The 26,250-nt window shown below is 74.0% G+C and carries 14 protein-coding genes; 10 read left to right on the forward strand and 4 right to left on the reverse strand.

The window, feature by feature from the left end:
- Positions 1–84: 84 nt before the first annotated feature.
- Positions 85–1,110 carry a hypothetical protein gene (locus tag ACFWPQ_RS24735; protein WP_384038640.1) on the reverse strand — a complete coding sequence of 342 codons (1,026 nt, stop codon included), beginning with the start codon at positions 1,108–1,110 and terminating at the stop codon, positions 85–87.
- Between the two features lie 157 nt (positions 1,111–1,267).
- Between ACFWPQ_RS24735 and ACFWPQ_RS24740 the strand changes: the two genes are divergently transcribed.
- Positions 1,268–1,705, forward strand: a complete 438-nt coding sequence (locus tag ACFWPQ_RS24740) for a DUF4442 domain-containing protein (protein ID WP_384038879.1) — start codon at positions 1,268–1,270, stop codon at positions 1,703–1,705.
- A gap of 67 nt (positions 1,706–1,772) precedes the next feature.
- Here the strand turns inward: ACFWPQ_RS24740 and galU are convergent, their stop codons facing one another.
- Positions 1,773–2,720: a UTP--glucose-1-phosphate uridylyltransferase GalU gene (gene galU, locus ACFWPQ_RS24745; RefSeq protein ID WP_384038643.1), complete on the reverse strand. Its 948-nt coding sequence runs from the start codon at positions 2,718–2,720 to the stop codon at positions 1,773–1,775.
- A gap of 423 nt (positions 2,721–3,143) precedes the next feature.
- Here galU and ACFWPQ_RS24750 point away from each other — a divergent pair, with 423 nt between their 5' ends.
- The 8 genes from ACFWPQ_RS24750 (at position 3,144) to ACFWPQ_RS24785 (ending at position 23,724) form a co-directional block, all read left to right on the forward strand.
- Positions 3,144–4,979, forward strand: coding sequence for a ricin-type beta-trefoil lectin domain protein (locus tag ACFWPQ_RS24750; protein ID WP_384038646.1), 1,836 nt, complete (start codon positions 3,144–3,146; stop codon positions 4,977–4,979).
- A gap of 633 nt (positions 4,980–5,612) precedes the next feature.
- Positions 5,613–8,093 (forward strand): beta-glucosidase, encoded by a 2,481-nt coding sequence (locus tag ACFWPQ_RS24755; RefSeq protein WP_384038649.1) that lies wholly within the window; start codon positions 5,613–5,615, stop codon positions 8,091–8,093.
- A gap of 529 nt (positions 8,094–8,622) precedes the next feature.
- Entirely contained in the window at positions 8,623–15,612 is a 6,990-nt protein-coding gene (locus ACFWPQ_RS24760; RefSeq protein WP_384038652.1) for an SDR family NAD(P)-dependent oxidoreductase, read from the forward strand.
- Between the two features lies 1 nt (position 15,613).
- Positions 15,614–20,362, forward strand: coding sequence for a beta-ketoacyl synthase N-terminal-like domain-containing protein (locus tag ACFWPQ_RS24765; RefSeq protein WP_384038655.1), 4,749 nt, complete (start codon positions 15,614–15,616; stop codon positions 20,360–20,362).
- Positions 20,359–20,676 (forward strand): acyl carrier protein, encoded by a 318-nt coding sequence (locus tag ACFWPQ_RS24770; protein WP_361299422.1) that lies wholly within the window; start codon positions 20,359–20,361, stop codon positions 20,674–20,676. The genes ACFWPQ_RS24765 and ACFWPQ_RS24770 overlap by 4 nt, the downstream gene beginning before the upstream one ends.
- A 3-nt stretch (positions 20,677–20,679) precedes the next feature.
- Positions 20,680–21,495 carry an alpha/beta fold hydrolase gene (locus ACFWPQ_RS24775; protein WP_384038659.1) on the forward strand — a complete coding sequence of 272 codons (816 nt, stop codon included), beginning with the start codon at positions 20,680–20,682 and terminating at the stop codon, positions 21,493–21,495.
- Entirely contained in the window at positions 21,492–22,685 is a 1,194-nt protein-coding gene (locus ACFWPQ_RS24780; RefSeq protein WP_384038661.1) for a glycosyltransferase, read from the forward strand. The genes ACFWPQ_RS24775 and ACFWPQ_RS24780 overlap by 4 nt, the downstream gene beginning before the upstream one ends.
- Positions 22,669–23,724, forward strand: a complete 1,056-nt coding sequence (locus tag ACFWPQ_RS24785) for a class I SAM-dependent methyltransferase (RefSeq protein WP_384038664.1) — start codon at positions 22,669–22,671, stop codon at positions 23,722–23,724. Before ACFWPQ_RS24780 ends, ACFWPQ_RS24785 begins: the two co-directional genes overlap by 17 nt.
- Before the next feature lie 9 nt (positions 23,725–23,733).
- On the opposite strand, the gene ACFWPQ_RS24790 is transcribed toward ACFWPQ_RS24785, so the two are convergent.
- Entirely contained in the window at positions 23,734–24,726 is a 993-nt protein-coding gene (locus ACFWPQ_RS24790) for a YbhN family protein (protein ID WP_384038667.1), read from the reverse strand.
- Between the two features lie 201 nt (positions 24,727–24,927).
- Between ACFWPQ_RS24790 and ACFWPQ_RS24795 the strand changes: the two genes are divergently transcribed.
- Entirely contained in the window at positions 24,928–25,572 is a 645-nt protein-coding gene (locus ACFWPQ_RS24795) for a DedA family protein (protein ID WP_384038670.1), read from the forward strand.
- 68 nt (positions 25,573–25,640) lie between these two features.
- Here ACFWPQ_RS24795 and ACFWPQ_RS24800 read toward each other — a convergent pair whose 3' ends face one another.
- Positions 25,641–26,168, reverse strand: coding sequence for a gamma carbonic anhydrase family protein (locus ACFWPQ_RS24800; RefSeq protein WP_384038673.1), 528 nt, complete (start codon positions 26,166–26,168; stop codon positions 25,641–25,643).
- Between the last annotated feature and the right edge of the window lie 82 nt (positions 26,169–26,250).

The raw sequence follows: 26,250 nt of genomic DNA on the forward strand, positions 1-26,250 counted from the left end.
GCCGGGAGCCCGCCTTGCCAATCCGATTCCCGGGCATCCGGTGCGCGGGCGCCGGAAGCCCGGGAATCCGGTCGGCGGCCGGTGTCAGCCCCCGGTCGGGGTGCCGTGCAGCCGCACCGTGCTGAGGATCTTCATGATCGTCGCGGTCGGGACCTCGCCGTTCACTCCCCTGGCGCCGTAGAAGTCCCACGACACCAGGTCGCCGGCCGAGTTCTCGAAGCCGAAGGTGATCGCCTTGCCGTCGCCGGCGCACTTGCCCTTCTGCGGACTGTTCGTCGAACGCGCCCAGGCGTAGGCGCCCTTGAGGCCCGAGGCGGTGGTGTAGGCGGTGGCCTTCTCGTCGTAGGTGATGCTCTTCCTGTCCGGGTACGTGTAACCGCCGTACACCCACCAGGGGACCTCCCGGACGGCCGCGTCGCCCGGGGTCTTCGCGCCGCTCTCGCCCTTGGTGCCGACCGCCGCCAGGGCCGTGTCCTCGGTCCTGCCGTCCTTGTCGTCGTCGCTCGTGCACCACTTCGACTTGTACTGGGCGGGCGCCGACATCGTGATGATCGGCTTGCCGTCCTTGTCCTCGAAGCCGACGGACGTCCCGGAGGTCAGCACCTCCCAGTCGGCCGGCACGTCGAAGGCCGTGCCCCACTTGGGATTCACGACGGTCTTCCAGCCGGCGACCGTCGGCTTCTCGGTGCCGTCGTCACCGCGCGGATCGTCGTCCGTCGACGCGGACGCGGACGCGGACGCGGAGGCCGAGGCGGAGACGGCCGGCGACTGGGTCGCCCGCTGGTTCCTGCCGGTGTCCGCCTTGTCGTCCTTCTTGCCGCCGAGGACCAGGAACCCGGTCACCCCGGCCGCCACCACGACGGCCGTCGCCGCGATGATCGCGACCAGCTTCGTGCGATCACCGCCTCCACCCCCGCCGCCCTGCGGCGCCTGCGGAGCCCCGGCGGGCCCGGCCGGCCCCCACTGCGGCTGCTGCCCGTACCCGCCCTGCTGCGGATACTGCTGGTAGCCGGGCTGCTGATACGGATTCGGCTGCTGGTAACCCGGTTGCTGGTACGGGTTGTTCTGCGGGTACTGCTCGCCCCCTGGCGGCTGCTGTTCTGGCCACATGGCTCGTAACCCTAGTGCCGCCCGGGACGTCGTACAGCCTGCCGCGGAGGTCGCCGCCCGAACCCCCGACGGCGAGAGGCGTGACAACGGTCATGGCGTCGGCTCTGGCCAGACTCTGCTACTCGTGAGTAACGTGCTCGTCATGAGCACTGACCAGATGTCGATAGGCGAGATGCTCGCCGCCACGGTCCCGATGGTGCGGACCCTCAACCTGGAGTACCTGGAGACCACTCCGGAGCGGGCCGTGCTGTCCCTGCCGGACCAGGGGGAATTCCACAACCACATCGGCGGACCGCACGCGGGTGCGATGTTCACCCTCGCCGAGTCGGCGAGCGGTGCGATCGTGCTGGCGGCCTTCGGTGACCAGCTGTCCCGGGCCGTACCGCTCGCCGTCAGCGCCGAGATCGCCTACAAGAAGGTCGCCCTCGGCCCGGTCAGGGCCACCGCGACGCTGGGCCGTCCGATCGCCGAGGTCGTCGCCGAGCTCGACGAGGGCAAACGCCCCGAGTTCCCGGTCGCCGTCGCCATCACGCGCGAGGACGGGGCCGTCACGGGTGAGATGACCGTCGTCTGGACGCTGCGTCCCAACGGCTGACCGGCGCCGCGAACGCCGGACGGGGTGAGGGCCGCCGAGCCCCCACCCCGTCCTGAGCAGGGGCCGCTCAGGCGGCGCGGCTCTCCTCGCGCCCGGCCCCGTCCTCTTCCAGGCCCGCCACGAACTCCTTGAGCCACGCCGTGAACTCGGGCCCCAGGTCCGGACGTTCGCAGGCGAGCCGGACCACCGTGCGCAGGTAGTCGGCCTTGTCGCCGGTGTCGTAGCGCAGCCCGTCGAAGACCACCCCGTGGACCGTGCCGGCCGCCGCCAGGTCCTGCAGCGCGTCGGTCAGCTGGATCTCGCCGCCGCGGCCGGGTGCGGTCCGTTCCAGGACGTCGAACACCTCCGGGTCCAGGACGTAGCGGCCGATGACCGCGTAGTTGCTGGGCGCTTTCTCCGGGGACGGCTTCTCCACCAGGCCGGTCACCCTCACCACGCCGTCCTCGCCGGTCGGCGCCACGGCGGCGCAACCGTAGAGGTGCACCTGGGACGGGTCGACCTCCATCAGCGCGACGACACTGCCCTGGTAGCGGTCGCGGACGTCCAGCATCTGGCTGAGCAGGGTCTCGCGGGCGTCGATCAGGTCGTCGCCGAGGAGTACCGCGAAGGGCTGGTCGCCCACGTGGTGCTTGGCGCAGAGCACCGCATGGCCGAGGCCGAGCGGGTCGCCTTGGCGGATGTGGTGGATGTCGGCGAGCCGCGCGGGATCGCGTACGGCGTCCAGGCGCACGGTGTCGCCCTTGGCGGCCAGCGCCTGCTCCAGCTCGAAGGCGTTGTCGAAGTGGTCCTCGATGGCCCGCTTGTGCCGGCCGGTGACCATGAGGATGTCGTCGAGCCCGGCCTTGGCGGCCTCCTCGACGACGTACTGGATGGCCGGCTTGTCGACGACCGGCAGCATCTCCTTCGGCGTCGCCTTGGTGGCAGGCAGGAACCGGGTGCCGAGCCCGGCGGCCGGGACGACGGCCTTGCGGACCGGCCGGGGGGACGTGGGGGCGGGGGAGTGGGGGGCGATCATGCGGCACATGCTGACCCGCCGGGATGAGAGAGGGCCGGGAGAAACGTGGGAGGCGGCTGTGGAACTCCCCGTTCCGCCGCGGGTGACCCCGGCCGTCCGGGAGTTGAAGATTTCGTGTGCCATCGGGTCCGTGGTGCACACAAGTTGAACCTGTGCGACCGCTGAATCCCGGCCGGGCGCTGATACCGCCGGTAACTTATCTGAATTCCCGTCTCTTTGAACTTAGGTCACCTCAACTTCTTGTTTCCTGTGAGACCTGTGTGCAAAGGTGAGCCACCCCGCGGGAGGGGTCCACGCAACGGTACGGCCGCCAGGCCGGCCGTTATGGACCCCAAAGGTACGCACCAATCGCACCGATCAGCACTGCATTCCGTCAGGGCGCCATTTCGCATGCCGTCCTGCGGCTCGGAAGGAAATGGTTCAGTGCAATCCCCCTACCCCCCACGCCCGCCTTACCCGCCTCGCCCCGGTTCGACCCCGGGGGAGTCCGACCGCAATCTCATCGCCCAACTCACCGGGACCCCCGCGGCCAGGCACCATGCCGTCGCCCTGCTGCTCGCCCGGCACTGGCGCGCCACCTGCGACTACGCCGTCGTCTGTCTCGCCTCCGCCACGCCCACCGCCCAGCTCGTCGCCAGCGCCGCCTTCGAGCGGGTCCTCGGCAGACTGGCCGGCGGCGCGGTGGGCGGCGCCCTGCGCCCCCAGCTCCTCGTGGCGGTACGGGAGACCGTCCGCGCCTGGGCCGCGGACGAGGCCATATCGGTGATCGCACCGGAACTGCGCAAGACCACCGGCGGCCGCGGACTCAGCGCCTCAAGGCGCGGCACCCCCGAAAGACGGCAACTGGCCGAGCGCGCTTTCCAGGCTCTTCCGGGAGCCTCGCAATGCCTCCTCTGGCACTCCGAGGTCGAAGCCGAACCCATAAACATACCCGCTGGTCTGCTGGGTGTCGACACCGCAACCGCCACGGCCGCCCTGGACCAGGCCCGCGAACAATTCGGGATCGGATTGGTACGCGCCCACCGGGAACTCGCGCCTTCGCAGGAATGCCGCTTCTACAACCGGCTGCTCGACGTTCCCATTCGCCGGGGCGGCTCTCTGCTCCCCGATGTGCAACGGCATCTGACCGAATGCCGGTACTGCCGGCACGCCGCCGAACAGCTCAGCCATTTCGACGGCGGCCTGGAGGTGCTGCTCGCCGAGACCGTGCTCGGCTGGGGCGCCCGACGCTATCTCGACACGCGGCCCGGCCACGGCGCGGTCGTCGAGGCCTGGCCGGCCGACGGCGGACCCGCACCGGGGGCGGTGCCCGGCGGACGGCACCGCATCGGGTCCGAGAGCGGACGGCGCAAGGCCGTGCTGGCCGGTGCGGGCCTGGTCTCCCTCGCACTGCTCGCCACCGTGCTCGTGGCCAAGAGCTGGTCCGATGACAACGCTGTCCCGCGTCCCGGCACCACCACCTGGGGAGCCCCCAGCGGCGGCACCACCACCCGGTCCGGCCCCGCCGCGAACCCGCCCTCCGCGGCCTCCCCGTCCCCGGCCTCGGTGGGCGAGCCCGTCGAGATCGCCCACGGCAGGCTGCGCAGCCTCGACGCCGGGCTCTGCGTGGACGTGCGCGGGGGCCAGGTGCGGACCGGGGCGGAACTGCGGCTCGGCCGCTGCTCGGACAGCGGGTCCCAGCAGTGGTCGTACCAGGACGACGGCCTGCTGCGCAGCGCGCTCGACCCCACCCTCTGCCTCGCCGCCGACCCCGGTGCGCACAGCGTCGTGGTCTCCGGCTGTCTGGTGCACGCGGGGGAGGTGTCGTACGACCTGACGGTGCGCGGCGAACTCCTGCTGCGCTGGGACAAGGACCTCGCGCTGGCCGCCGACGGCACACGGGTGGTCGTGGCCCGGCGCAGCGGGGCGGTGCGGCAGCGCTGGGACCTGGAGTCCGGGAGCGGCGGTGCGGCGGTGACTCCGGGGGCCACGCCCTCCGCACCCCCGGCGCCGGGGAAGGCCGCGCCGACGGACATCCCCCCGCCCCCGCCCGCTCCGGAGGAACGGACGGGTGAACCGCGGGAGCCGTACGGCACGCGGGTCGCGCAGGCCGGATCCCGTGAGCGTCCCGTCGCCGTCACCCCGACCGCGCCCCGCGAGCCCGCGGCTCCGGTCACCGAGGCGGTCGGCGACGTCCTGGACTCGGTACCGGCCGCCGTGACGGACGTACCCGGTTCCGTCCCGGACGTCGTGAGCGAGGTGACCGGCCTGCTCGGCTAGCGCCCGCGCGGCGCTCACCGTCCGTCGGACGCCGGCCTGCCGCCCGCCAGGTGTCGGCCTGCCGCCCGCCGGGCGTCGGACAGAACCGCCGGCGATCACGTGCGGCGCCCTCTGCGGAACGGTGGACGCCGGGCCCTGCCCGGAGGTGCGGAACGTCGACAGGGCCGCGGAGCCCGCGGCCCACAGGACGAGTGCCGCCGGCGGGCGAGGACGCGGGAGCCCCGGAAACAGCCGAGGTCGGCGATGACGCACCCGGCGGCAGCCGGCGGCACGCGGCGGCAGCAACCGGGACAGGGTGCGGGCTCCGCCGGGCATCAGGTTGATGCCGGCGCCGGCACGTCCGCTCCCGCAACAGCAGCGGCGTCTGGCACGACGCCCACGCCCACGCCCACGCCCACGTCCACGTCTGCGGGCTCTCCGCTTTCGGTTCTTGTCGGCTTCGGACGGTCTTCTGTTCAGATCATTGACACGAGTCACCACCGGATCTACGTTTCCGGAGCGCCGGTGGTACGGCTGACCTGTCGTCAAGGTCCTGTGGCGGTCGATGCGTTCACAGGCCGAACGCGGTCCGGGCGGCCCCGGCGTCTTCGCGGTCCACACCGTCGTGCCCGCACACCGAAGGAGTGACGGCTCATGTCCGCAACCGTCTCCCGACGATCCGCCCTACGACTGACGGCCGGCGCCGTCGCGGTCGCCGCCGCGGCCACCGGCGGACTTCTCCCGTCCATGCCCGCCGCGGCGGCGGACAGACCCGAGGCCGGGGCCGGTCCCCGCGTCGAGGGGCTGCTCGCCCGGCTCACCCTCGACGAGAAGATCTCCCTGCTGCACGGGGCCGACGACCCCGGCTCCCTCGGCCAGGCCGGCTACGTGCCCGGCGTCCCCCGGCTGGACATCCCGCCCCTCAGGCTCGCCGACGGCCCGGCCGGTGTCCGGATCACCGAGCACGCCACCGCCCTGCCCGCCCCCGTCCTGCTCGCCTCCGCCTTCGACCCCGAACTGGCCCGCCGCTACGGCCAGGTGATCGGCCGCGAGGGCCGCGCCCTCGGCCAGGACGTGCTGCTCTCTCCGATGGTCAACCTCATCCGCACCCCCTACGCAGGCCGTAACTTCGAGACGTTCAGCGAGGACCCGCTGCTCGCCTCCGACCTGGTCGCCGCCGAGATCGGGGGAATCCAGGGCGAGGGCCTGATCGCGACCGTCAAGCACTTCGCCCTCAACAACCAGGAGCGGGACCGCAACACGATCGACGTGCACGCCGGCGAACAGACCATGCACGAACTCGAACTCCGCGGCTTCGAGGCGGCGGTGGGTGCCGGCACCGGCGCGGTCATGGGCTCCTACAACAAGGTCAACTCCACCTTCGCCTGCGAGAACAAGACGCTGCTCACCGACATCCTCCGCGACCAGTGGGGCTTCGGGGGCTGGGTGATGACCGACTGGTTCGCCGCCCACAGCACCGCCGCCGCACTCACCGCCGGCCTCGACATGGAGATGCCCGACGGCACCTACTTCGGTACGGCCCTCAAGTCGGCGGTGCAGAACGGCAGCGTGCCCGAGAAGTACGTCGACCGGGCGGTACGGCGGATCCTCGCGGTGATGGACCGCTTCGGTCTCCTCGACGGCAGCGCCCCTCCCCGCCCCGACCGCGACGCCCGGGCGGGCGCGGCCGTGGCCCTGGAGGTCGCCAAGGCCGGCGCGACCCTGCTGCGCAACGAGCACCGCACCCTGCCCCTGGACGGCGGCAGCGTCGCGGTGATCGGACCGACCGGCTCACTGCCCTTCGTCAGCGGCGGCGGCAGCGCCCATGTCGTCCCCGACCACGCCGACAGCCCCCTCGACGCCATCAGGGCCCGGACCCGTGCCACGGTCACCTACGCCCTCGGCGAGGACCTGTTCGGCAAGGCCCTGCCGGCCGACGCCCTCAGCCCCGGCCTCACCACGGAGGGACAGCAGGTGGGCGCCGGAAAGTCATGGGCGTACGACGGTACGCTCACCGCCACCGAGGACGACGAGTGGACCTTCGTGCTCCACTTCTCCTCCGCGGCCACCGCCCGCCCCAAGGTCCTGCTCGACGGCGAGGAGCTCTTCCCGCTCGCGGCCGGATACGGCGAGTACTTCTCCGGCGGCTTGGTCGCCGTCGCCCCCGACGGCCTCGGCGTCCGCCGGAAGACGCTTCAACTCGCCCGTGGCGCCCACACGTTGAAGATCACGGCGGACGGCGGCGACGCAGGTCTGCTGTTCCGGCTGCGGCGCAGCACCGGCGCGACCCGGGCGCAGGACGTCGCCGACGCCGTGGCCGCCGCCCGGGCCGCCCGGCACGCCGTGCTGTTCGCCTACGAGGACGCCACCGAGGGCCTCGACCGTACGACCGTCGCCCTGCCCGGCCACCAGGAGGCGCTGATCCGGGCGGTGACCGCGGCCAACCCGCGCACCACCGTCGTCCTCAACACCTCCTCGTGCACCTCGATGCCGTGGCTGGCGCAGACCGGGGCCGTGCTCCAGATGTACTACCCGGGCCAGAAGGGCGCGGCCGCCACCACGGCCGTCCTCTACGGCGACAGCGACCCGGGCGGCCGCCTCACCCAGTCCTTCCCGGCAGACGACGACCATCACCCGGTCGCCGGCGACCCGCGCCGCTACCCGGGCGCCGACGGTGTGGAGGAGTACTCCGAGGGCATCCACGCCGGCTACCGCTGGTACGACGGGCAGGGCGTGCGGCCTCTCTTCCCCTTCGGGCACGGACTGTCGTACACCTCTTTCGCGTACTCCGACCCCCGGGCACGCTGGACGCACGACGGGCTGGAGGTGACGTTCACCGTGCACAACACCGGGCGCCGCGCCGGGACCGACGTGCCGCAGGTGTACGTCGGACCCTCCCCGGAGCTCCGACTCGACCAGGCGGTACGGGTGTTGGGCGGCTACCGGCGGCTCGCCCTGCGGGCCGGGGAGCGGCGGCGGGTGACCGTGCGGGTGGCCGCGCGGACCCTGTCGTCCTGGGACGTGCGGCACCACCGCTGGACACTGGGCACCGGGCGGCGGACCGTCTGGATCGGCGCCTCGTCGGGCGACCTGAGGCTGCGCACCGGCGCGCGGGTGGGTGACGGCCACCGCTGAATTCCTGTCAATGAGCGGCCGGGGAGCCCGTGGCTCTCCGGCCCTTTACTTCAAGGGTTTACAAGAATTTTCCCCGCTGTGTGTTTCATTTGCAGCAATGCGGTTGACGGCAGGTTTTTGTCAGGATTGGGTGAGGGTTGACGCGGAGGCGTTCAGCCTGGGTTTCCGGTGTGCCACGATCGAGCCAGCGGACCGAAGTCATCCCGAATTTACAGAGCTCGGCGCGGCCGCACGCCGCGTTGCGCCGCGGTGAGTGCCGGGTGAATGGCCAGGGCGCTTTGACGGGCTTGTGGCGGTGTGCCGCCAGCGTTCCCCGCGCCGTCCGACGGCCGCCCCGAAGTGGATTGCTCGGATTTTCGGCTCTTGCGGTGAATTCCACCCGCTGGCCGAATCAATGCTACCGGACGCGACCGGCACGCTCCGTTATTGACCCGCGAGTAACGAACTCGCTAGTTTCCGGTGGCCTCACCACGAGCTTTCCGCCGCACACATCCCCCACCGTGCTGTCCTCCCGATTATTCGGAGCGTCATGACGTCCCCTGTGCGTGCCGTCGACCTGATCATGTGCATCACCCCTTTCGGAGAACCCGATGCCAGGCTCGCCACAGCGGTCTGTGCCGCCGGCGGACTCGGCGTCCTCGACCTGGGCCGCGGCGACCGAAGAACCCGGGAGGCACTGGCCCGGCTGAGACGGGCGGCGCCGGGGCCGTACGGCGTGCGAATAGCCGCCGGCTGCGCCCTCACCCCGCACGAACTCGTCCCGGACGAATCCGGTCCGGACGATCCCGGCCCGGGCCCGGACACCGTGGTCCGGGCCGCCGACGCACCCTGGACCATCGCCGAACTCGCCCCGCACACCAGGGTGCTGGCCGAGGTGACCGACCTGGCCGGGGCGCGTGCCGCGGTCGCGGCCGGCGCGCACGGGCTGATCGCCCGGGGCGCCGAGAGCGGCGGCCGGGTCGGCGAGCTCAGCACCTTCGTCCTCCTCCAACAACTGCTGACAGCCGACGAGTTGGACGTTCCGGTGTGGGCCGCCGGCGGCATCGGACCGCACACGGCGGCGGCCGCGGTGGCCGGCGGCGCGGCCGGGGTGGTCCTCGACAGCCAACTGGCACTGCTCGCCGAGTCCCGGCTGCCCGAGGCGACGGCGGCCGCACTGCGCTCCCTGGACGGCTCCGAGACCGCCGTCGTGGCCGGACACCGGGTCCTGCACCGCCGCGGCCCGGACGCCGTGCGCCCGCCCGCCGACGACCCGGCCGCGGTCGCCGCGCTGCTCGGCGCCGAGGACCTGCGCACCCAACTGCTCCCGGTGGGCCAGGACGGCTTCCTCGCCGCCCGGTTCGCCGAGCGGTGGGGGGATGTACGCCGGACCGTACGGGAGTTGACGGCAGCCATCCGGGGGAGCGGTGCAGTCGACGCGCCGAGCCCGGCCGCCGACGCGCTGCGGCCCGCCACCTCCGCCATGAGCCGAGCCCTCGGCACCCGGCTGCCCGTCGCCCAGGGCCCGATGACCCGGGTGAGCGACCGGGCCGCCTTCGCCGCGGCCGTCGCCGACGACGGGGCGCTGCCCTTCCTGGCGCTGGCCCTCGCCGACGGCGCCCGCACCCGGGAGATGCTGACCGAGGCCAAGGCCGCGCTCGACGGACGCCCCTGGGGTGTCGGCGTGCTGGGCTTCGCGCCCGAGGAACTCCGGAACGCCCAGCTCGAAGCAGTGCGCGAGCTGCGGCCCAGCCACGCGATCGTCGCCGGCGGCCGGCCCGCCCAGGCGGAGGCCCTGGAGCGGGCCGGGATCAGCACCTTCCTGCACGTGCCCTCGCCGGGGCTGCTGCGGCAGTTCCTGGACGCCGGGGCCCGGAAGTTCGTGTTCGAGGGCTCCGAGTGCGGCGGCCACGTCGGACCGCGCGCGAGCTTCCCGCTCTGGGAGGCCCAGCTCGCCGTACTGGAGGACTTCCCGGACGCGGCGAACGTGGAGGTGTTCTTCGCGGGCGGCATCCACGACGAACGCTCGGCGGCGATGGTCGCCGCGCTCGCCGCGCCGCTCACCGCCCGGGGCGCGGCCGTCGGCCTGCTCATGGGCACCGCCTACCTCTTCACCGAGGAGGCCGTGGACCGGGGCGCGATCCAGCCCCTGTTCCAGCGCCAGGTCGTGGCGGCCGCATCGACGGCCCTCCTGGAGACCGCTCCCGGCCACGCCACCCGCTGTGTCCCCAGCCCGTTCACCTACAACTACCGCGAGCGCGAGGCGGAGTTGCGGGAGAGCGGGGTGCCCGACCGGCGGGTGTGGGAGGAGCTGGAACGGCTCAACGTCGGCCGGCTGCGCATCGCCAGCAAAGGCGTCGACCGGTCGGGTGACGGTGAGTTGACGCCCGTGGAGGAGGAACGGCAGTTCTCCGACGGGATGTTCATGGCCGGAGAGGTCGCCGTCCTGCGCTCGGCGACCACCACCGTGGCCGCCCTGCACCACGCCGTGACCGACGGGGCCGCCGACTTCCTCGCGCGGCGGACGGCGGCGGCGAGCCCGGTCGAGCCCCCCGCCCCGGCCCCGCTCGACATCGCGATCGTGGGCATGGCCTGCATGTTCCCGCAGGCCCCCGACCTCGCCACCTTCTGGGGGAACGTGGTCGCCGGGCACGACGCGGTCACCGAGGTACCGGTGGAGCGCTGGGATCCCGCCGTGCACCACGCCGACGGCACCACGACGTCCAAGTGGGGCGGCTTCCTGCCGCCGATCCCCTTCGACCCGCTGGGCTACGGCATCCCGCCCGCCTCCCTCGGCCACATCGAGCCCGTCCAGCTGCTCGCCCTCGAGGCCGCCCGGCGCGCCCTGGACAACGCCGGATACGGCGAGCGGGGGCGGGAGTTCGACCGCTCGCGCACCTCCGTCGTCTTCGGCGCCGAGGCCGGCAGCGACCTCTCCAACGCGGCCACCCTGCGCGCCGTCCTGCCGTCCTACTACGGCAAGGTGCCCGACGGCCTCGAGGACCAGCTGCCGCAGCTCACCGAGGACTCCTTCCCGGGCATGCTCGCCAACGTCATCTCGGGGCGGATCGCGAACCGTCTCGACCTGGGCGGCGCCAACTACACCGTCGACGCCGCCTGCGCCTCCTCGCTGGCCGCCGTCGACGTCGCCTGCAAGGAGCTCACCGCCGGCACCAGCGACGTCGTGCTGTGCGGCGGCGCCGACCTGCACAACGGCATCAACGACTACGTCCTGTTCTCCTCCGTCCACGCGCTGTCCCCGACCGGCCGCTCCCGCGCCTTCGACGGCTCCGCCGACGGCATCGCGCTCGGCGAGGGCGTGGCCTGCGTCGTCCTCAAGCGGCTGGCGGACGCCGAACGCGACGGCGACCGGATCTACGGCGTGATCAAGGGCCTGGGTTCGTCCAGCGACGGCCGCTCCCTGGGCCTGACCGCCCCGCGCCCCGAGGGGCAGCGGGCCGCGCTGCTGCGGGCGTACCGCAGCGCCGGGATCTCCCCGGCCCGGGTCGGCCTGGTCGAGGCGCACGGCACCGGGACCGTCGTCGGTGACCGCACCGAACTCGGTATTCTCAGCGAGGTGTTCGCGGAGGCGGGCGCGGAGAACGGTGGTTGCGCGCTCGGGTCGGTCAAGTCCCAGATCGGGCACACGAAGTGCGCCGCCGGTCTCGCCGGGCTGATCAAGACCACCCTCGCCCTGCACACCGGAGTCAAGCCGCCCACCCTGCACGTCGACCACCCCAACCCGGCCTGGCAGGCGGACGGCAGCCCGTTCGCCTTCCACACCGAGGCCCGCCCCTGGGCCACCCCGCCCGGCGAACGGGTCGCCGGGGTCAGCGCGTTCGGCTTCGGCGGCACCAACTTCCACGTGGTGCTGGCCGCCTACGACAGCGCGGTACCACCGGAGCAGGGGCTGGACGCCTGGCCCGCCGAGCTCTTCGTGTTCCGGGGGCGCGACGAGCGGGCCGCCCACCGGGGCGTCGAGGAGATCCTGCGGGCCGCCGGGACCGGGTCCTGGCGGCTGCGCGACCTGGCGCTCGCCGCCGCCCGCCGCGCGGACGCCTCGCACGAACCGGTACGGGCCGCGGTGGTCGCGGGCGACGTGACCGAGCTGACCGGACAACTGCGCCGCGTCCTCGCGGGGGAGCACGACCCGGCCGCCGGCATCCACCTGCCCGACCCGCGGCAGAACGCCGACGCCGGCACCGACGCCGGCACCGACGCCAAGGTCGCCTTCCTCTTCCCCGGCCAGGGCAGCCAGCGTCCTGGCATGCTCGCCGACCTCCTCATCGCCTTCCCCGAGCTCCAGCACTACCTCCAGCTCGGCCGCGCCCACGCCGACACCCTCTACCCGCCCACCGCGTTCGACGACGACACCCGCGAGCGCCGCCGGGCGGCCCTCACCGACACCCGGGCCGCCCAGCCCGCCCTCGGCATCACCGGCCTCGCCGCCCACGCCTTCCTGACCGCGGCCGGCGTCCGCCCCGACATGGCCGCCGGACACAGCTACGGCGAGCTCGTCGCCCTCAGCGCGGCCGGCGCCCTCACCCCCGAGACACTCCTGAACCTGAGCGCCGAGCGCGCGGCCGCGATCCTGGCCGCCGCCGGCGACGAACCCGGCACCATGGCCGCGGTGTCCGCCGGAGCGGACGACGTCGAGCGTGCGCTGCGGACGGCCGGAGCCCCGTCCTCCGTGGTCGTGGCCAACCACAACTCGCCCCGCCAGACGGTCGTCTCCGGCCCGACCGCCGAAGTGACCGAAGCCGTGAGGCTGTTGCGTGAAGCCGGCCTCGGCGCCAAGCGGATCCCGGTGGCCTGCGCCTTCCACAGCCCGGTCGTGGCCGGCGCGGGCGACCGGTTCGCGGAGGTCCTCGCGGACACGGCCGTACGACCGCCCGAGTTCCCGGTGTGGTCCAACCGCACCGCGGCCCCCTACCGGCCCGACGCCGACGCCGTACGCGCCGAACTCGCCGCCCAGATCGGCTCGCCCGTCGCCTTCGCCGCCCAGATCGAGGCGATGTACGAGGCCGGGGCCCGGGTCTTCGTGGAGGCCGGCCCCGGGACCGTCCTCACCCGGCTCGTCGGACAGATCCTCGGCGACCGCCCGCACACCACCGTGGCCTGCGAGCCGCGGGCCGGCGGCGGACTGCGCGGCTGGCTCGACGCGCTCGCCCGGCTGGCCGCGGCCGGGGCCCCGGTACGCACCGCCTGGCTGCTGCGCGGCCGGGACGCCGTGGACGCGGTCCGTACCCCGGAGCCGAAGCGGCCGGGCTGGACGGTCGACGGACAGCTCGTGCGCACCGCCGCCGGAGACCTCCTGCCCGGTGCCCTCGCACCGGCCCGACGAGTCGTGGAGACGACGACTGTGACGACGAACCAGCCGCACGGCGCCCCCGCCGACCGGGACGCGCTGATCTCCGAGTTCCTGCGCACCAGCCGGGAGATGATCGCCGCCCAGCGCGACGTCCTGCTCACCTACTTCGGGGCGACCCAGGTGCAGGTGCCGGCCGCGCCGGTGCTCCAGCAGCTGCTGCCCGCCGAAGTGGTCGTGGCGCAGCCGCAACCGGCGGAGCCCGCACTCGCGCTCGCACCCGCGCCCGCCCCGACGGCCGGGCCCGAGGCGGCGGCCGACGTCGAGCGGGTCGTCCTGGAGATCATCAGCGAGCGCACCGGCTATCCCGTGGACATGATCGAGCCCGACCTCGACCTGGAGGCGGACCTGAGCATCGACTCGATCAAACGGGCCGAGATCGCGGGGGAGCTGGCGAAGCGACTCGGCATCGCGGGCGGTGCGGAGACCCTGGACGACGCCGAACTCGAGGAACTGGCCAAGGCGCGGACGGCGGCGGCCGTCACCGGATGGCTGAGGGCGCGGGTCGGCCCGGGCGAGCAGGAGACGGCCACGGCGCCGACGGGACCGGCCCCGGACTCGACCGACCGGACGGCCACCGCACCCGAACCAGCCGCCGCGACCGCCGCCGGGTCCGGGGGAGCGGCCGCGGCCGCCGCCGGATCGGCGACGGCGCCCGGCGCGGGCGTTCCGGCGCCCCGGTCCGCCGCGGCCGACGAGGTCCCCTCGGGCGAGGCGCCGAAGCGGTTCGAGATGCGGCCCGTGGACCTGCCGCAGCCGGAGCCCGGGACCGACCCGGCCGCCGTGCTGGCGGGCAGGCGGTTCCTCGTCCTCGGGAACGGCGCGCAGGTGGCGGCACGGCTCGCAGGGCACGGCGCGGAGGCGGTCACCGTCGACGCGGACCACCTGCCCGGGGAGGCGGACGGCGCCGTGGACGGCGTGCTGTACCTGGGCGCGCTGCCCGGCAGCGACGCACCCGTGCTGCCCGACGCCTTCCCGGTCCTGCGGGCGGCCCTGGCCAGGAACCCGCGCTGGCTGCTGGCCGCCCGCCCCGCCGACGGCGCGGACGCGGCACGCTCGGCCGGGCTGCACGGGCTCTTCCGAACCGTCGCCCGGGAGTACCCGGACACCGTCGCCCGGGTCGTGACCCTCGGGGACACCGCACCCGAGGCGGTCGCCGACGCACTGGTCGCCGAGCTGCTCGCCCCCGAACCGGCTCCGGTCGTCCTGCGCACGGCCGCCGGCCGGCAGGGCCTCGAACTGGTCGAGGTGAAGCCCGGCGCGCTCGCCGGCACCGGGGCCGGACCGGCCGGGGAAGGGGCCGCCGAGGCCGCCGCCCTCGGCCTCGACCGGGACTCCGTGGTGCTGCTGGTCGGTGGCGCCCGGGGCATCACCGCCAAGTTCGCGGCCACCCTCGCCGCCGCCTCCCGCTGCCGGATCGAGCTGCTCGGCCGGACCGCCGCGCCCACCGGCCCGGAGGCCCCGGACACCGCAGCCGCCGACACCCCGGCCGGACTCCGCGCCGCCCTCGCCGCCCGGGGCGGTATGAAGCCCGCAGAGATCAACCGCGAGGCCGAACTGATCCTGGCCCAGCGGGAGATCACCGCCACCCTCGCCGAACTCGCCGCGCTCGGCAGCGAGGCGCGCTACCGGGCCGTCGACTTCCGCGACCGCGACGCCGCACTCCAGGCCGTCAAGGAGATCCACGCCGACCACGGCCGCCTCGACGGGGTCGTCTTCGCCGCCGGGGTGATCGAGGACCGGCTGATCGCAGAGAAGACCCCGGAGTCCTTCCAGCGGGTGTACGGGACGAAGACGACCGGCGCGGCCACCCTGCTCGCGGCCCTGGCGGAGCTGCCCAACGGGCCGGGATTCGCGGTGCTGTTCGGCAGCATCTCCGCCGTCCTCGGCAACCGGGGCCAGGCCGACTACGCAGCCGCCAACGACGCCCTGGAGAGCCTCGGCGCGGGCTGGGCGGAGCGCACCGGGAACCGGGCGCTGACCGTGCACTGGGGACCGTGGGCGCCCGTCGGCGGCCACACCGGCATGGTCAGCCCGGAACTCGGGCGTGAGTACGCCCGGCGCGGGGTGCGGCTGATCGACCCCGACGAGGGCACCGCCGCCCTGCTGCGGGAGCTCGCCTGGGGCGAGGAGTCCGTGCGGGCCGTCGTCTACACCGCCTCGGGCTGGTGACATGACCGACGACCGTCAGACACCGGTCGCGATCGTGGGCATGGCGGTGCTGCTGCCCGGCGCCGCGGGCCTCGACGCCTACTGGACCAACCTGCGCGACGGCGTGGACGCGATCGGCGAAGTACCCGAAGGACGCTGGGACGCGGACTACTACCGGCCGGGTTCGGCCACCGGGCCCGCCGTCCCCGACCAGGTGTACTGCCGGCGCGGCGGCTTCGTGGACGGACTGGCCGAGGTGGAGGTCACCCGGTACGGGATCATGCCGAACTCCGTCCCCGGCACCGAACCCGACCAGCTGATCGCCCTCGACGTGGCCGCCGCCGCGATCGCGGACGCCGGCGGCGAGGACCGGCTGCCCGACCGGCACCGGATCGGCGTGGTCCTGGGCCGCGGCGGCTACCTCACCCCCGGCCTGGTCCGGCTCGACCAGCGGGTCCGCACCGCGGGGCAACTCGTGCGCACCCTGGGCGAGTTGGTGCCCGACCTCACCCCCGGCCAACTGGCCCGGGTGCGTGAGGCGTTCACCGAGCGGCTCGGCCCCGCCAGCCCGGAGCACGCGATCGGCCTGGTGCCCAACCTGGCCGCCTCCCGGATCGCCAACCGCCTCGACCTGCGCGGCCCCGCCTACACCGTGGACGCGGCCTGCGCCTCCTCCCTGGTCGCCGTCGACCAGGCCGTCACCGAACTCACCGCCGGGCGCTGCGACCTGATGCTCGCCGGGGGAGTGCACCACTGCCACGACATCACCCTGTGGAGCGTCTTCTCCCAGCTGCGCGCACTCTCCCCGAGCCAGCGGATCCGCCCCTTCCACCGCGACGCCGACGGCATCCTCATCGGCGAGGGCACCGGTGTCGTCGTCCTCAAGCGCCTCGCCGACGCCGAACGCGACGGCGACCGCGTCTACGCCGTGATCCGCGGCACCGGTGTGGCCAGCGACGGCCGTACCGCCGGACTCGTCAACCCCGACCCCGGCGGCCAGACCCACGCCGTACGCCAGGCCTGGCGGGCCGCGGGACTCGACCCCGCCGCCCCGCACTCGGTCGGTCTCCTGGAGGCGCACGGCACCGCCACCCCGGCCGGTGACGCGGCCGAACTGACCACCCTGGCCGAGGTGTTCGGACCCGACGGGCACAGCGACGAGCGGGCCGTGCTGGGCTCCGTGAAGTCGATGATCGGCCACACCATGCCGGCCGCCGGAGTCGCCGGGCTGGTCAAGGCCGCCCTCGCGCTCCACCACGCCACCCTGCTGCCCACCCTGCACTGCGACGACCCGCACCCGGCGCTCGCCGCCACCCGCTTCCGCACCCTGGACCGGGCCGCGCCCTGGGAGACCGCTCCCGGACAACCGGTCCGCAGAGCCGGCGTGAACGCGTTCGGGTTCGGCGGGATCAACGCGCACGTGGTGCTGGAGGAGGCCCCGGGCAACCGCGCCCCCGCCGTCGGCCGCGGCAGGGGCAGCACCGCATCCGGCGCCGCAGAGGCCACGGAAGGCGCCACGGAAGCCGCTGCGCCCGGCGTCACGGACGTCACCGCAGCCCTCGTCGCGGAGGTCACCGCACCCCTCGCCGCGAAGGTCACCGAACCCGAGCGCATCCTGCTGCTCGCCGCCGACACCCCCGAACAGCTCGCCGCCGTCCTCGCCGCCGACGACTCCGCCGTCCTCACCGCCGGTCTCGCCCCCGAGGGGACCCATCCGCAGGCGGGCCCGGTCCGCCTGGGCATCGTCGACCCCACCGCCAAACGGCTCGCCCTCGCGAGGCGCGCGGTCGGCAGGGGCCGCGCCTGGCAGGGCCGCAACGACGTGTGGTTCCGGCCCGCCGCACTGCTGCCCACCGGCCGGCTGGCCTTCGTCTTCCCCGGTCTGGAGGGCGAGTTCACTCCCCGCGTCGACGACATCGCCGCGCATTTCGGCCTCCCCACCGTCACCGGCCCGGACACGGACGCCGTGCGGGTCGGGGACGTAGGCCGTCATGGGTTCGGTGTCGTCGGCGTGGGGCGGCTGCTCGACTCGGCGCTGCGCCGGATGGGCGTGGTGCCGGACGCGGTCGCCGGGCACAGCGTCGGCGAGTGGACGGCGATGACGGCCGCCGGGCTCTACTCCGGTGACCAGGTCGACGCGTTCATGGCCGACTTCGACCCCGACGCGGTCACCGTCCCCGGCCTCGCCTTCGCAGCGGTCGGCGCCCCCGCCGACCGGGTCCTCGCCGCGCTCCACGAGGACTGGACGGACGCCGGGATCGTCCTCTCGCACGACAACGCGCCCAACCAGTCGATGGTCTGCGGTCCGGACGGGGCGGTGGCGGACTTCGTCCGCGCCTTCCGGGCCGACGGCGTGCTGTGCCAGGTGCTGCCGTTCCAGTCCGGTTTCCACACCCCGATGCTGGAGCCGTACCTGACCCCCATCAAGGAGGCCGCCGAGCAGTTCCGGCTGTACCGGCCGACGGTCCCGGTCTGGTCCGGCACCACCGCGGCCCCCTTCCCGGCGGCCGAGGCCGAGGTGCGGGAGCTGTTCGTCCGGCACCTGCTGGAGCCGGTCCGGTTCCGGCAGCTGGTCGAGGGCCTGTACGCCGCGGGGCACCGGGTCTTCGTCCAGACCGGGCCCGGCCAGCTGGCCTCCCTGATCGGCGACACCCTCGGCGACCGCGACCACCTGGCCGTCGCCGCCAACTCCCCGCACCGCTCGGGGATGGCCCAACTCCGGCGCGTCGCGACCGCGTTGTGGGCGGCCGGCGCCTCCGTCGCACCGGCGGTCCCGAGGACGGGCTCCGCGGCCACGCCCGCTGGGCAGCGGCCGCCCGTCCGGCTCGACCTGGGCGGCGCACTGGTGTCCCTGGACGGCCCGGAACTGCACGAACTCCGCACGGCGCTGGGCAGCCGGCGGGCACCCGCGGGGCCGTCCCCGCTGGACGACCTCGCCGCCCGGATCCCGGCCGCCGCCGAACTCGACGCGCTGCTCCGGGAGACGGCCGACACGGCAGCGGCCGTCCTCACCGCGATCCGCGCCCCGTCCGGCAGCACCACGGCCCCCACCGCCGCCCGTACCCTGCCCCGCATCCCGGCGCCCACCGGACCTCAGCCCGCCGGACTTCAGCCCACGGGGCCTCAGCGCACGGGACCCCAGCCCACCGCGCCCCAGCCCACCGCACCCCGTCCCGCGCCGCCCGCCCCCGCCGCCGTGACACCGCCGTCCCCCGACTCCCGCACCACCACCGTCCAGGTGTCCCCCGAGTCGATGCCCCACCTCCTCGACCACTGCTTCTTCCCGCAACGCCCCGACTGGCCCGACACCGAGGACCGTTGGCCGGTGGTTCCGGCCACCACGATCGTCCAGCACATGATGGACGCGGCCGAGGCCGCCACCGGACTGCGGGCGGTCGCCGTGCACGGCGCCCGCTTCGACCGCTGGCTCACCGCCACACCCCCCGCGGACGTCCCGGTCACCGTCATCCCCGTGGGGTCCGACCGCGTCTCGGTCACCTTCGGCCCCACCGCCCGCGCGGTGATCGAACTCGCCCCCCACCACTCCGCGCCCCCCGCCGCCCCAGCGCACCCCCCGACCCCCGAACGCACCCCCGACCACACGGCGGCCGAGCTGTACTCCGAGCGCTGGATGTTCCACGGCCCGGCGTTCCAGGGCGTCACCGAACTCACCGCGATCGGCGACCGGCACGTCCGCGGCGTGATCACCACGCCCACCGCCCCGGGCGCCCTCCTCGACAACGTCGGTCAGATCCTCGGCTACTGGATCATGTCGACCCGCACCGAGCGGACCGTCGTCTTCCCGGTGCAGATGCGGGAGATGCGCTTCCACGGCCCGCACCCCGCCCCCGGCACCGAGGTCGGCTGCCTGGTGCGGATCACCTCGCTCACCGACACCGTGCTCGAGGCGGACGTGGAACTGACCGTCGGCGACCGGGTCTGGGCCCGGATCGACGGCTGGCAGGACCGCCGCTTCGACAACGACCCGCACACCCGCCCCGTCGAGCGCTTCCCGGAGCGCAACACCCTCTCCGAGGCCCGGCCCGGCGGCTGGACCCTGCTCCACGAACGCTGGCCCGACCTGGCCTCCCGCGAGCTCATCATGCGCAACTCCCTCGGCGGAGCCGAGCGTTCGGAGTACGCCGCGCGCCCGCCGCGCGGCCGCAGGCAGTGGCTGCTGGGCCGGATCGCCGCCAAGGACGCGGTACGCCAGTGGCTCTGGGAGCACGGCGAGGGGCCGGTCTTCCCGGCCGAACTCCGGGTGCACAACGACGCGTTGGGCCGCCCCTACGTGGTCGGCGTGCACGGCCGCTCCCTCCCCGCACTGGACGTCTCCCTCGCCCACCGGGCCGAGGCGGCGGTGGCGATCGTAAGGCCGCACACCCCCGGACCCGGTCCCGGCATCGACCTCGAAGAGGTCACCGAACGCGACCCCGCCGCCCTGCAGGCCGCGCTCGGCGCCGACGAACTCCGGCTGCTGCACGCCCTTTCCGCCGACGGTTCGACGGCTTTGTGGTTCACCCGTTTCTGGGCGGCCAAGGAAGCCGTCGCCAAGGCGGAGGGCACCGGATTCGACGGCCGGCCACGGGACTTCACCGTGCTGGACGCGGCCTCCGACGGCAGTCGGCTGCTGGTCTCGGGCCGACTGGAACGCGCCTACCCGGTGCACTGCGCGCCGGTCCGCAATCCCCCCGCACTGCCGGACCGCGACTACGTCGTGGCCTGGACCACCGGACCGGCAGCCGCAGACCCCGAGGAGGACCCGCGATGAATCCCACCGAGCCCGAGATCCGAGCCGACGAGGAGGCCGTGCTCGCCGACCTCGCGCGGATGCTCCGCACCCTCCTGGAGGAGTACGGCGACGACGACGCCGTGATCGGCATGAGCACCACCTTCAACCGTGACCTGGAGCTGGAGAGCATCGACCTGGTCACCCTGGCCGGGCTCCTGGAGGAGCGGTACGGGAAGCGGGTCAACTTCGCCGAGTTCCTGGCCGGGATGGAGTTCGACGAGATCATCGAGCTGACCGTCGGCCGGCTCGTCGAGTACGTGGTGTGGAGCCTGAAGGCCACGGAGGCGGGCTGAGCCATGGCGATCATCGACACCGGAGACGTCCGGCTGCACGTGCAGAGAATGGGCCCGGGGGAGGGCCGGATCCCGGTCGCCACCGTGGTCCTCGTCCACGGGCTGCTCACCGACAGCCTCGCCAGCTACTACTTCACCGTGGCCCCGGCCTTCGCCGCCTCCGGCCTCGACGTGGTCATGTACGACCTGCGCGGCCACGGCCGCAGCGGCCGCCCGGCCGGCGGCTACACCCTCGACCACAACATCGACGACCTGGAGGCCCTGCTCGACCGGCTGTCGGTCACCGGTCCGGTCCACCTCGTCGGCAACTCCTACGGCGGCACCATCGCCTTCGGCTACGCGGCCCGCCACCCGGAGCGCACCGCCAGCCTGACCCTCATCGAGTCCGAACCGGCGACCGCCGCCTGGGCCGCGAAACTCGGCGGCATCCTGCACCGGGTCGTCACCGAACTCGCCCACAACGAGTCGGACGCGATCGCCTGGATCACCGCCAACCGCAGCCACAACACCGCACGCCTCGCCAAGGGTGCGGCCCGGCTCGCCCGGGAGACCAGCCTCGGCCGGGACATCCCGGCCAGCCGGGTCCTGACCGAGGACCAGATCAGCGCCGTACGCTGCCCGGTCCTCGGGGTGTACGGCGGTGACTCCGACCTGGTCGGGGTGGTCCCGCTGAAGGAGGCCCTGCTGGCGGACTACCGGTCGGTGGTGCTGCCCGGACACGAGCACTCGGTGCTGGTCGAGGCGGCCGGCACGGTAGGCGGTCACATCCTGGAGCTGATCCACTCGGTCGGCGGGGCGCGGGCGGCCGGGGTCCGGTGAGCGGTTTCCTGTTCGTCGTACCGCCCCTGGTCGGGCACATCAACCCGGCCGTCGGCGTCGCGGCCGAACTCGCCGCGCGCGGGCACCGGGTGGCCTGGGTCTGCGTGGACGCCGGGCTGGTGCACCGGCTGGCGGGGCCGCAGGCGCGGGTGTTCCCGTGCGCGGGGACGGCCGAGGGGGAGCGGCCCGCCGACCTGCGCGGCGCGGAGGCGCTGAAGTTCCTCTGGGAGTGGTTCCTGGTGCCGCTGGCGGACGCCATGGCGCCCGGCGTGCGGGCGGCCGTCGACGACTTCCGCCCCGACGTGGTGGTCGCCGACCAACAGGCCTTCGCCGGCGCCCTGGTGGCCGAACGGCTGGGCCTGCCCTGGGCGACCTCCGCGACCACCTCGGCCGAGTTCGGGGGCGCCTACGACGGCATCCCCAAGGTCGCCGAGTGGCTCCGGGACCGGCTCACGGAGCTGCGCGACCGCATCGGCGACCCGGCGGGCACCGCCGACCCGCGCTTCTCGCCGCACCTCACCCTCGCCTTCACCACCCCCGAACTGGCGGGCACCACCGACCGATCGGCGGTCCGCTACGTGGGCCCGTCGATCTCCGAGCGGCCGGTCGCCGACGACGGCTTCCCCTGGGAGTGGCTGGACCCGAGCCGGGAACGGGTCCTCGTCTCCCTCGGCACCGCCAACGCGGACGTGGGCGGGCGGTTCCTCGCCGAGTGCGTGGCCGCCGTACGCGAACGGGCCCACCGGGTACAGGCGTTGGTGGCCGACCCGGGCTCCACCCTGCCCCCCGCGTTCGACGACAAGGACATCCTGATCCTGCCGTCCCTGCCCCAACTCCCGCTCCTGGAAAGGGTGGACGCGGTCGTCTGCCACGCCGGGCACAACACGGTGTGCGAGGCGCTGTGGCACGGCGTCCCGCTCGTCGTCGCCCCCATCCGCGACGACCAGCCGGTGATCGCCGGGCAGGTCGTCGACGCCGGCGCGGGCATCCGGGTCAGGTTCGGCCGGGTCACCGCCGCGCGGCTGGGCGAGGCCCTCGACACCGTCCTGTACGAACCCGGCCCGCGCACGGCCGCGGCCCGGATCCGCACCGCGTTCCGCGCGGCCGGCGGTGCCCCGGCCGCCGCGACCCACCTGGAACACCTCGCAGCCGACCCGCACGCAAGGAGAGCCGATGAGCAAGCAGAGTGAGATCGAGGCACTGCGCTCCGCCTACCGGCGGGACCTCGCCGAGGGCACCGACCGCTTCTTCGAACCCCGCCGCACCACCTGCCCCTGGTGCACCTCCGACCGGCTGATCACCCGGCTGCGCACCACCGACCTGCTCCAGCACAAGCCCGGCGCCTTCGTCCTCGACCGCTGCCAGGACTGCGGCCACACCTTCCAGAACCCCCGCCTCAACGAGACGGGCCTGGAGTTCTACTACCGCGACTTCTACGACGGCCTCGGCGAGCAGAAGATGAGCGGCACCTTCGGCGGCCGTACCAAGATGTACCAGGGCCGCGCCCAGGCCATGGTCCCGCACGACCCGACCCCGAAGAACTGGCTCGACGTCGGCACCGGCCACGGCCACTTCTGCGAGGCCGCCCGCGAGGTGCTGCCCGGCACCGCCTTCGACGGCCTCGACTTCACCGACGGCGTCGAACTCGCCGCCCGCGAGGGCCGCGTCGAGCACGCCTACCGCGGTGCCTTCCCCGACCTGGCCGGCGACCTCGCCGCCCGCTACGACGTCGTCAGCATGTTCCACTACCTGGAGCACAGCACCGACCCCGACCGCGAACTGCGCGCCGCCCACGAGGCGGTACGCCCCGGCGGCCACCTCCTCATCGAGGTCCCCGACCCCGAGAGCCGCTACGCCCGGCTCCTGGGCCGCTGGTGGCTGCCCTGGCTCCAGCCGCAGCACCTGCACTTCATCCCGGTCGCCAACCTCCGCGCCCGCCTCACCGACCTGGGCTTCACGGTCGTCGCCGAGCAGCACGCCGAGGCCCACGACCCCGTCGACCTGCTGGCCGCCGTCTGGCTCGCCCTGGACCACACCGCCCCGCGCGAGGACGCCCCCTGGCTGCCGACCCCGCCCGGCGGCCTGCAGAAGACGCTCCGCGCCGCCCTGCTCATCGCGGGCATCCCGGCCCTGATCGCCGGCACCCTCCTGGACCGCTTCGCCGTGCGGCCGCTCTCGCACCGCCTGCGCGTCTCCAACGCCTACCGCATCGTCGCCCGCCGCGACTGACGCCCCGCCTCACAGCACCTTCGCGCGGATCATCGCCGACAGCACCAGGGCGCCCGGCAGCAGCGGGATCCAGTCGGTCAGGACGCGGTAGCCGATCACGGTCGCGGTGGCCACCGCGACCGGGGAGCCGAACGCGGCCAGGGTGATCACCAGCGCCGCGTCCACCGCGACCCCGCCGGGTACCGGTACGGCACCCCCCGCCGTGCCGGCCGCCAGGTACGCGAAGATCACGGTGCCCCACGACAGCCCGAGCCCCAGCGCCTCCCCGGTGCAGGCCAGCACACAGGCCTGCACCAGCGGCATCGCGGTCGCCCCGCCCCACAGGGCCAGCACCCGGGAGGGCCGCGCGTGGACCGTCCGGGCGTCGGTGAGCGCGGAGCGCACCAGCCCGGTGACCGGGCGCCGCAGCGGTCGTACGACGGCCGTCGCCACGCCCGCCAGGGTGAGCAGCGCCGCGACCGGGATCAGCACCACGCCGTCCGGCACCAGCTCGCCCAGCCGCCGCCACGCGGACGACGACAGCAGGAACCCGATCAGCACGACCGTCTTCGCGCCCGTCTTCGCCACGGAGTACAGCGCGATCGAGGAGGTGGCCCGCTCCAGCGGGACACCCCGGGTGCGCAGGAATCGCACGGTGACGGCGTGCGCGCCGAGCCCGGCGGGCAGCGCGTGGTTGGCGGCACCCGCGGCGAACTGCGAGGCCAGCAGCAGGCCCGGCGGCAGCCGGTCGGGTACGGCGCCCTGCCGCATGCAGGAGGCCACCACCCAGGTCAGGCAGGTGAAACCGCCCGCGGCCAGCAGCCACGCCGGTTCGGCGCGGGCGAGCCGGGTGACGCCCTCGTACAGCAGCGACTGGTTGGTCAGCCCCCAGACCGCGGCGATGAGCAGCGGGGACAGGCACAGGGCCAGCCGGAGCGGCCGGCCCGCCATCGAGGAGGGCGCCGGCAGCGGACGCACGGGCGCGTCGGGGCAGGGCGGGGACAGTGACGACAGTGAGGACACGGGGACGTTGTCCTTCCACGGCGGGCCGGCGGTGGGGAGCCGCCGGTGAGCGGAGACGCCGGGAGCCTTCCCCGCCCGTATGACACCCGGATGTCCGAAAACCGAAGGCGGGAGGGCGGGCCGGTGCCACGGGCGCGGTGGTACCCGGCCGACCCGGTAGCCTTCCTGGGGAAGGAGCACACGACAGGGGAGGATCCGGCCGTGCACGTCCAGGAGTGGCTCGACTCGGTACCGGCGGTCGCCGTCTACGCCGTGGTGGCACTGGTCATCGGGCTGGAGAGCCTGGGCATCCCGCTGCCGGGCGAGATCGTCCTGGTCTCCGCCGCGCTGCTGTCCTCCCAGCACTCGGGCGTCAACCCGTTCGTCCTCGGCGCCTGCGCGACCGCGGGCGCGGTCGTCGGCGACTCCATCGGCTACGCGATCGGCCGCAAGGGCGGCCGTCCGCTGCTGGCCTGGCTGGGCAGGAAGTTCCCGAGCCACTTCAGCGAGGGCCATGTCGCCACCGCCGAGCGCTCCTTCGAGAAGTGGGGCATGTGGGCGGTCTTCGTCGGCCGCTTCATCGCCCTCCTCCGCATCTTCGCGGGCCCGCTGGCCGGCGTCCTCCAGATGCCCTACTGGAAGTTCCTGATCGCCAACCTCCTGGGCGGCATCTGCTGGGCGGGCGGCACGACGGCGGTCGTCTACTACGTCGGCATCGTCGCCGAGGACTGGCTGAAGCGGTTCTCGTACGTGGGCCTGGCGGCAGCGGTCCTCTTCGGCCTGGCCTCGATGCTGATCGTCCGCCGCAAGGCGAAGAAGGTCCAGGTGACGCAGAAAGAAGCGGAACCTGTAGGCGCCGGGGAGTAGATCTCCTTGTTTTGGGGGCGCGGGGAACTGCGCGACAAGCCCCCACTGCGTCGCACCCGCCCCACGACCTACTCATGCACCCCGCGATGCGCCTTCGCCAACTCCGCATAGAAGGTCCCGTTGAGGGTCACCCCCTCCCGCTCTTCCTGGCTGAGCTCGCGCCGCACTTTGGCCGGCACCCCCGCCACCAACGACCCCGGCGGCACCACCATCCCCTGCGGCACCAGCGCCTGCGCCGCGACCAACGACCCCGCCCCGATCACGGCCCCGTTCAGCACGGTCGCCCCCATCCCGATCAGGCAGTCGTCCTCCACGGTCGCCCCGTGCACCACCGCGTTGTGCCCGATGGACACCCGCTCCCCGACACTCACGGGGAACCCCGGATCCGCGTGCAATGTCACATTGTCCTGGACGTTCGCCTGCGCCCCCACGACGATCTTCTCCACATCCCCCCGCACCACCGCGCCGTACCAGACACTCGCCCCGGCCTTCAGCGTCACGTCCCCGATCACCGAGGCCGTCGGCGCGACGAACACGTCGGCCTCGACCTTCGGCTCGCGCCCCCCGATCCCCACGATCAGCGCCTGCTGCGTCATCACCGTCTCCCATCGTCATCGACGTCCACGGCAACCTAGCCCACGACCTGGGGCGAAGATCACAGCAGCCCACCCTCTGTAA

It is taken from the genome of Streptomyces sp. NPDC058464, from assembly GCF_042721035.1.
In the GTDB taxonomy this organism is placed as follows: domain Bacteria; phylum Actinomycetota; class Actinomycetes; order Streptomycetales; family Streptomycetaceae; genus Streptomyces.

What these genes read in the sequence shown, in the direction of transcription:
- ACFWPQ_RS24770 (WP_361299422.1), top strand. Translation starts at nt 20,359, where the DNA reads ATGAATCCCACCGAGCCCGAGATCCGAGCCGACGAGGAGGCCGTGCTC.
- ACFWPQ_RS24765 (WP_384038655.1), top strand. Translation starts at nt 15,614, where the DNA reads ATGACCGACGACCGTCAGACACCGGTCGCGATCGTGGGCATGGCGGTG.
- ACFWPQ_RS24735 (WP_384038640.1), bottom strand. Translation starts at nt 1,110, where the DNA reads ATGTGGCCAGAACAGCAGCCGCCAGGGGGCGAGCAGTACCCGCAGAAC.
- ACFWPQ_RS24755 (WP_384038649.1), top strand. Translation starts at nt 5,613, where the DNA reads ATGTCCGCAACCGTCTCCCGACGATCCGCCCTACGACTGACGGCCGGC.
- galU (WP_384038643.1), bottom strand. Translation starts at nt 2,720, where the DNA reads ATGATCGCCCCCCACTCCCCCGCCCCCACGTCCCCCCGGCCGGTCCGC.
- ACFWPQ_RS24760 (WP_384038652.1), top strand. Translation starts at nt 8,623, where the DNA reads ATGACGTCCCCTGTGCGTGCCGTCGACCTGATCATGTGCATCACCCCT.
- ACFWPQ_RS24800 (WP_384038673.1), bottom strand. Translation starts at nt 26,168, where the DNA reads ATGACGCAGCAGGCGCTGATCGTGGGGATCGGGGGGCGCGAGCCGAAG.
- ACFWPQ_RS24775 (WP_384038659.1), top strand. Translation starts at nt 20,680, where the DNA reads ATGGCGATCATCGACACCGGAGACGTCCGGCTGCACGTGCAGAGAATG.
- ACFWPQ_RS24740 (WP_384038879.1), top strand. Translation starts at nt 1,268, where the DNA reads ATGTCGATAGGCGAGATGCTCGCCGCCACGGTCCCGATGGTGCGGACC.
- ACFWPQ_RS24785 (WP_384038664.1), top strand. Translation starts at nt 22,669, where the DNA reads ATGAGCAAGCAGAGTGAGATCGAGGCACTGCGCTCCGCCTACCGGCGG.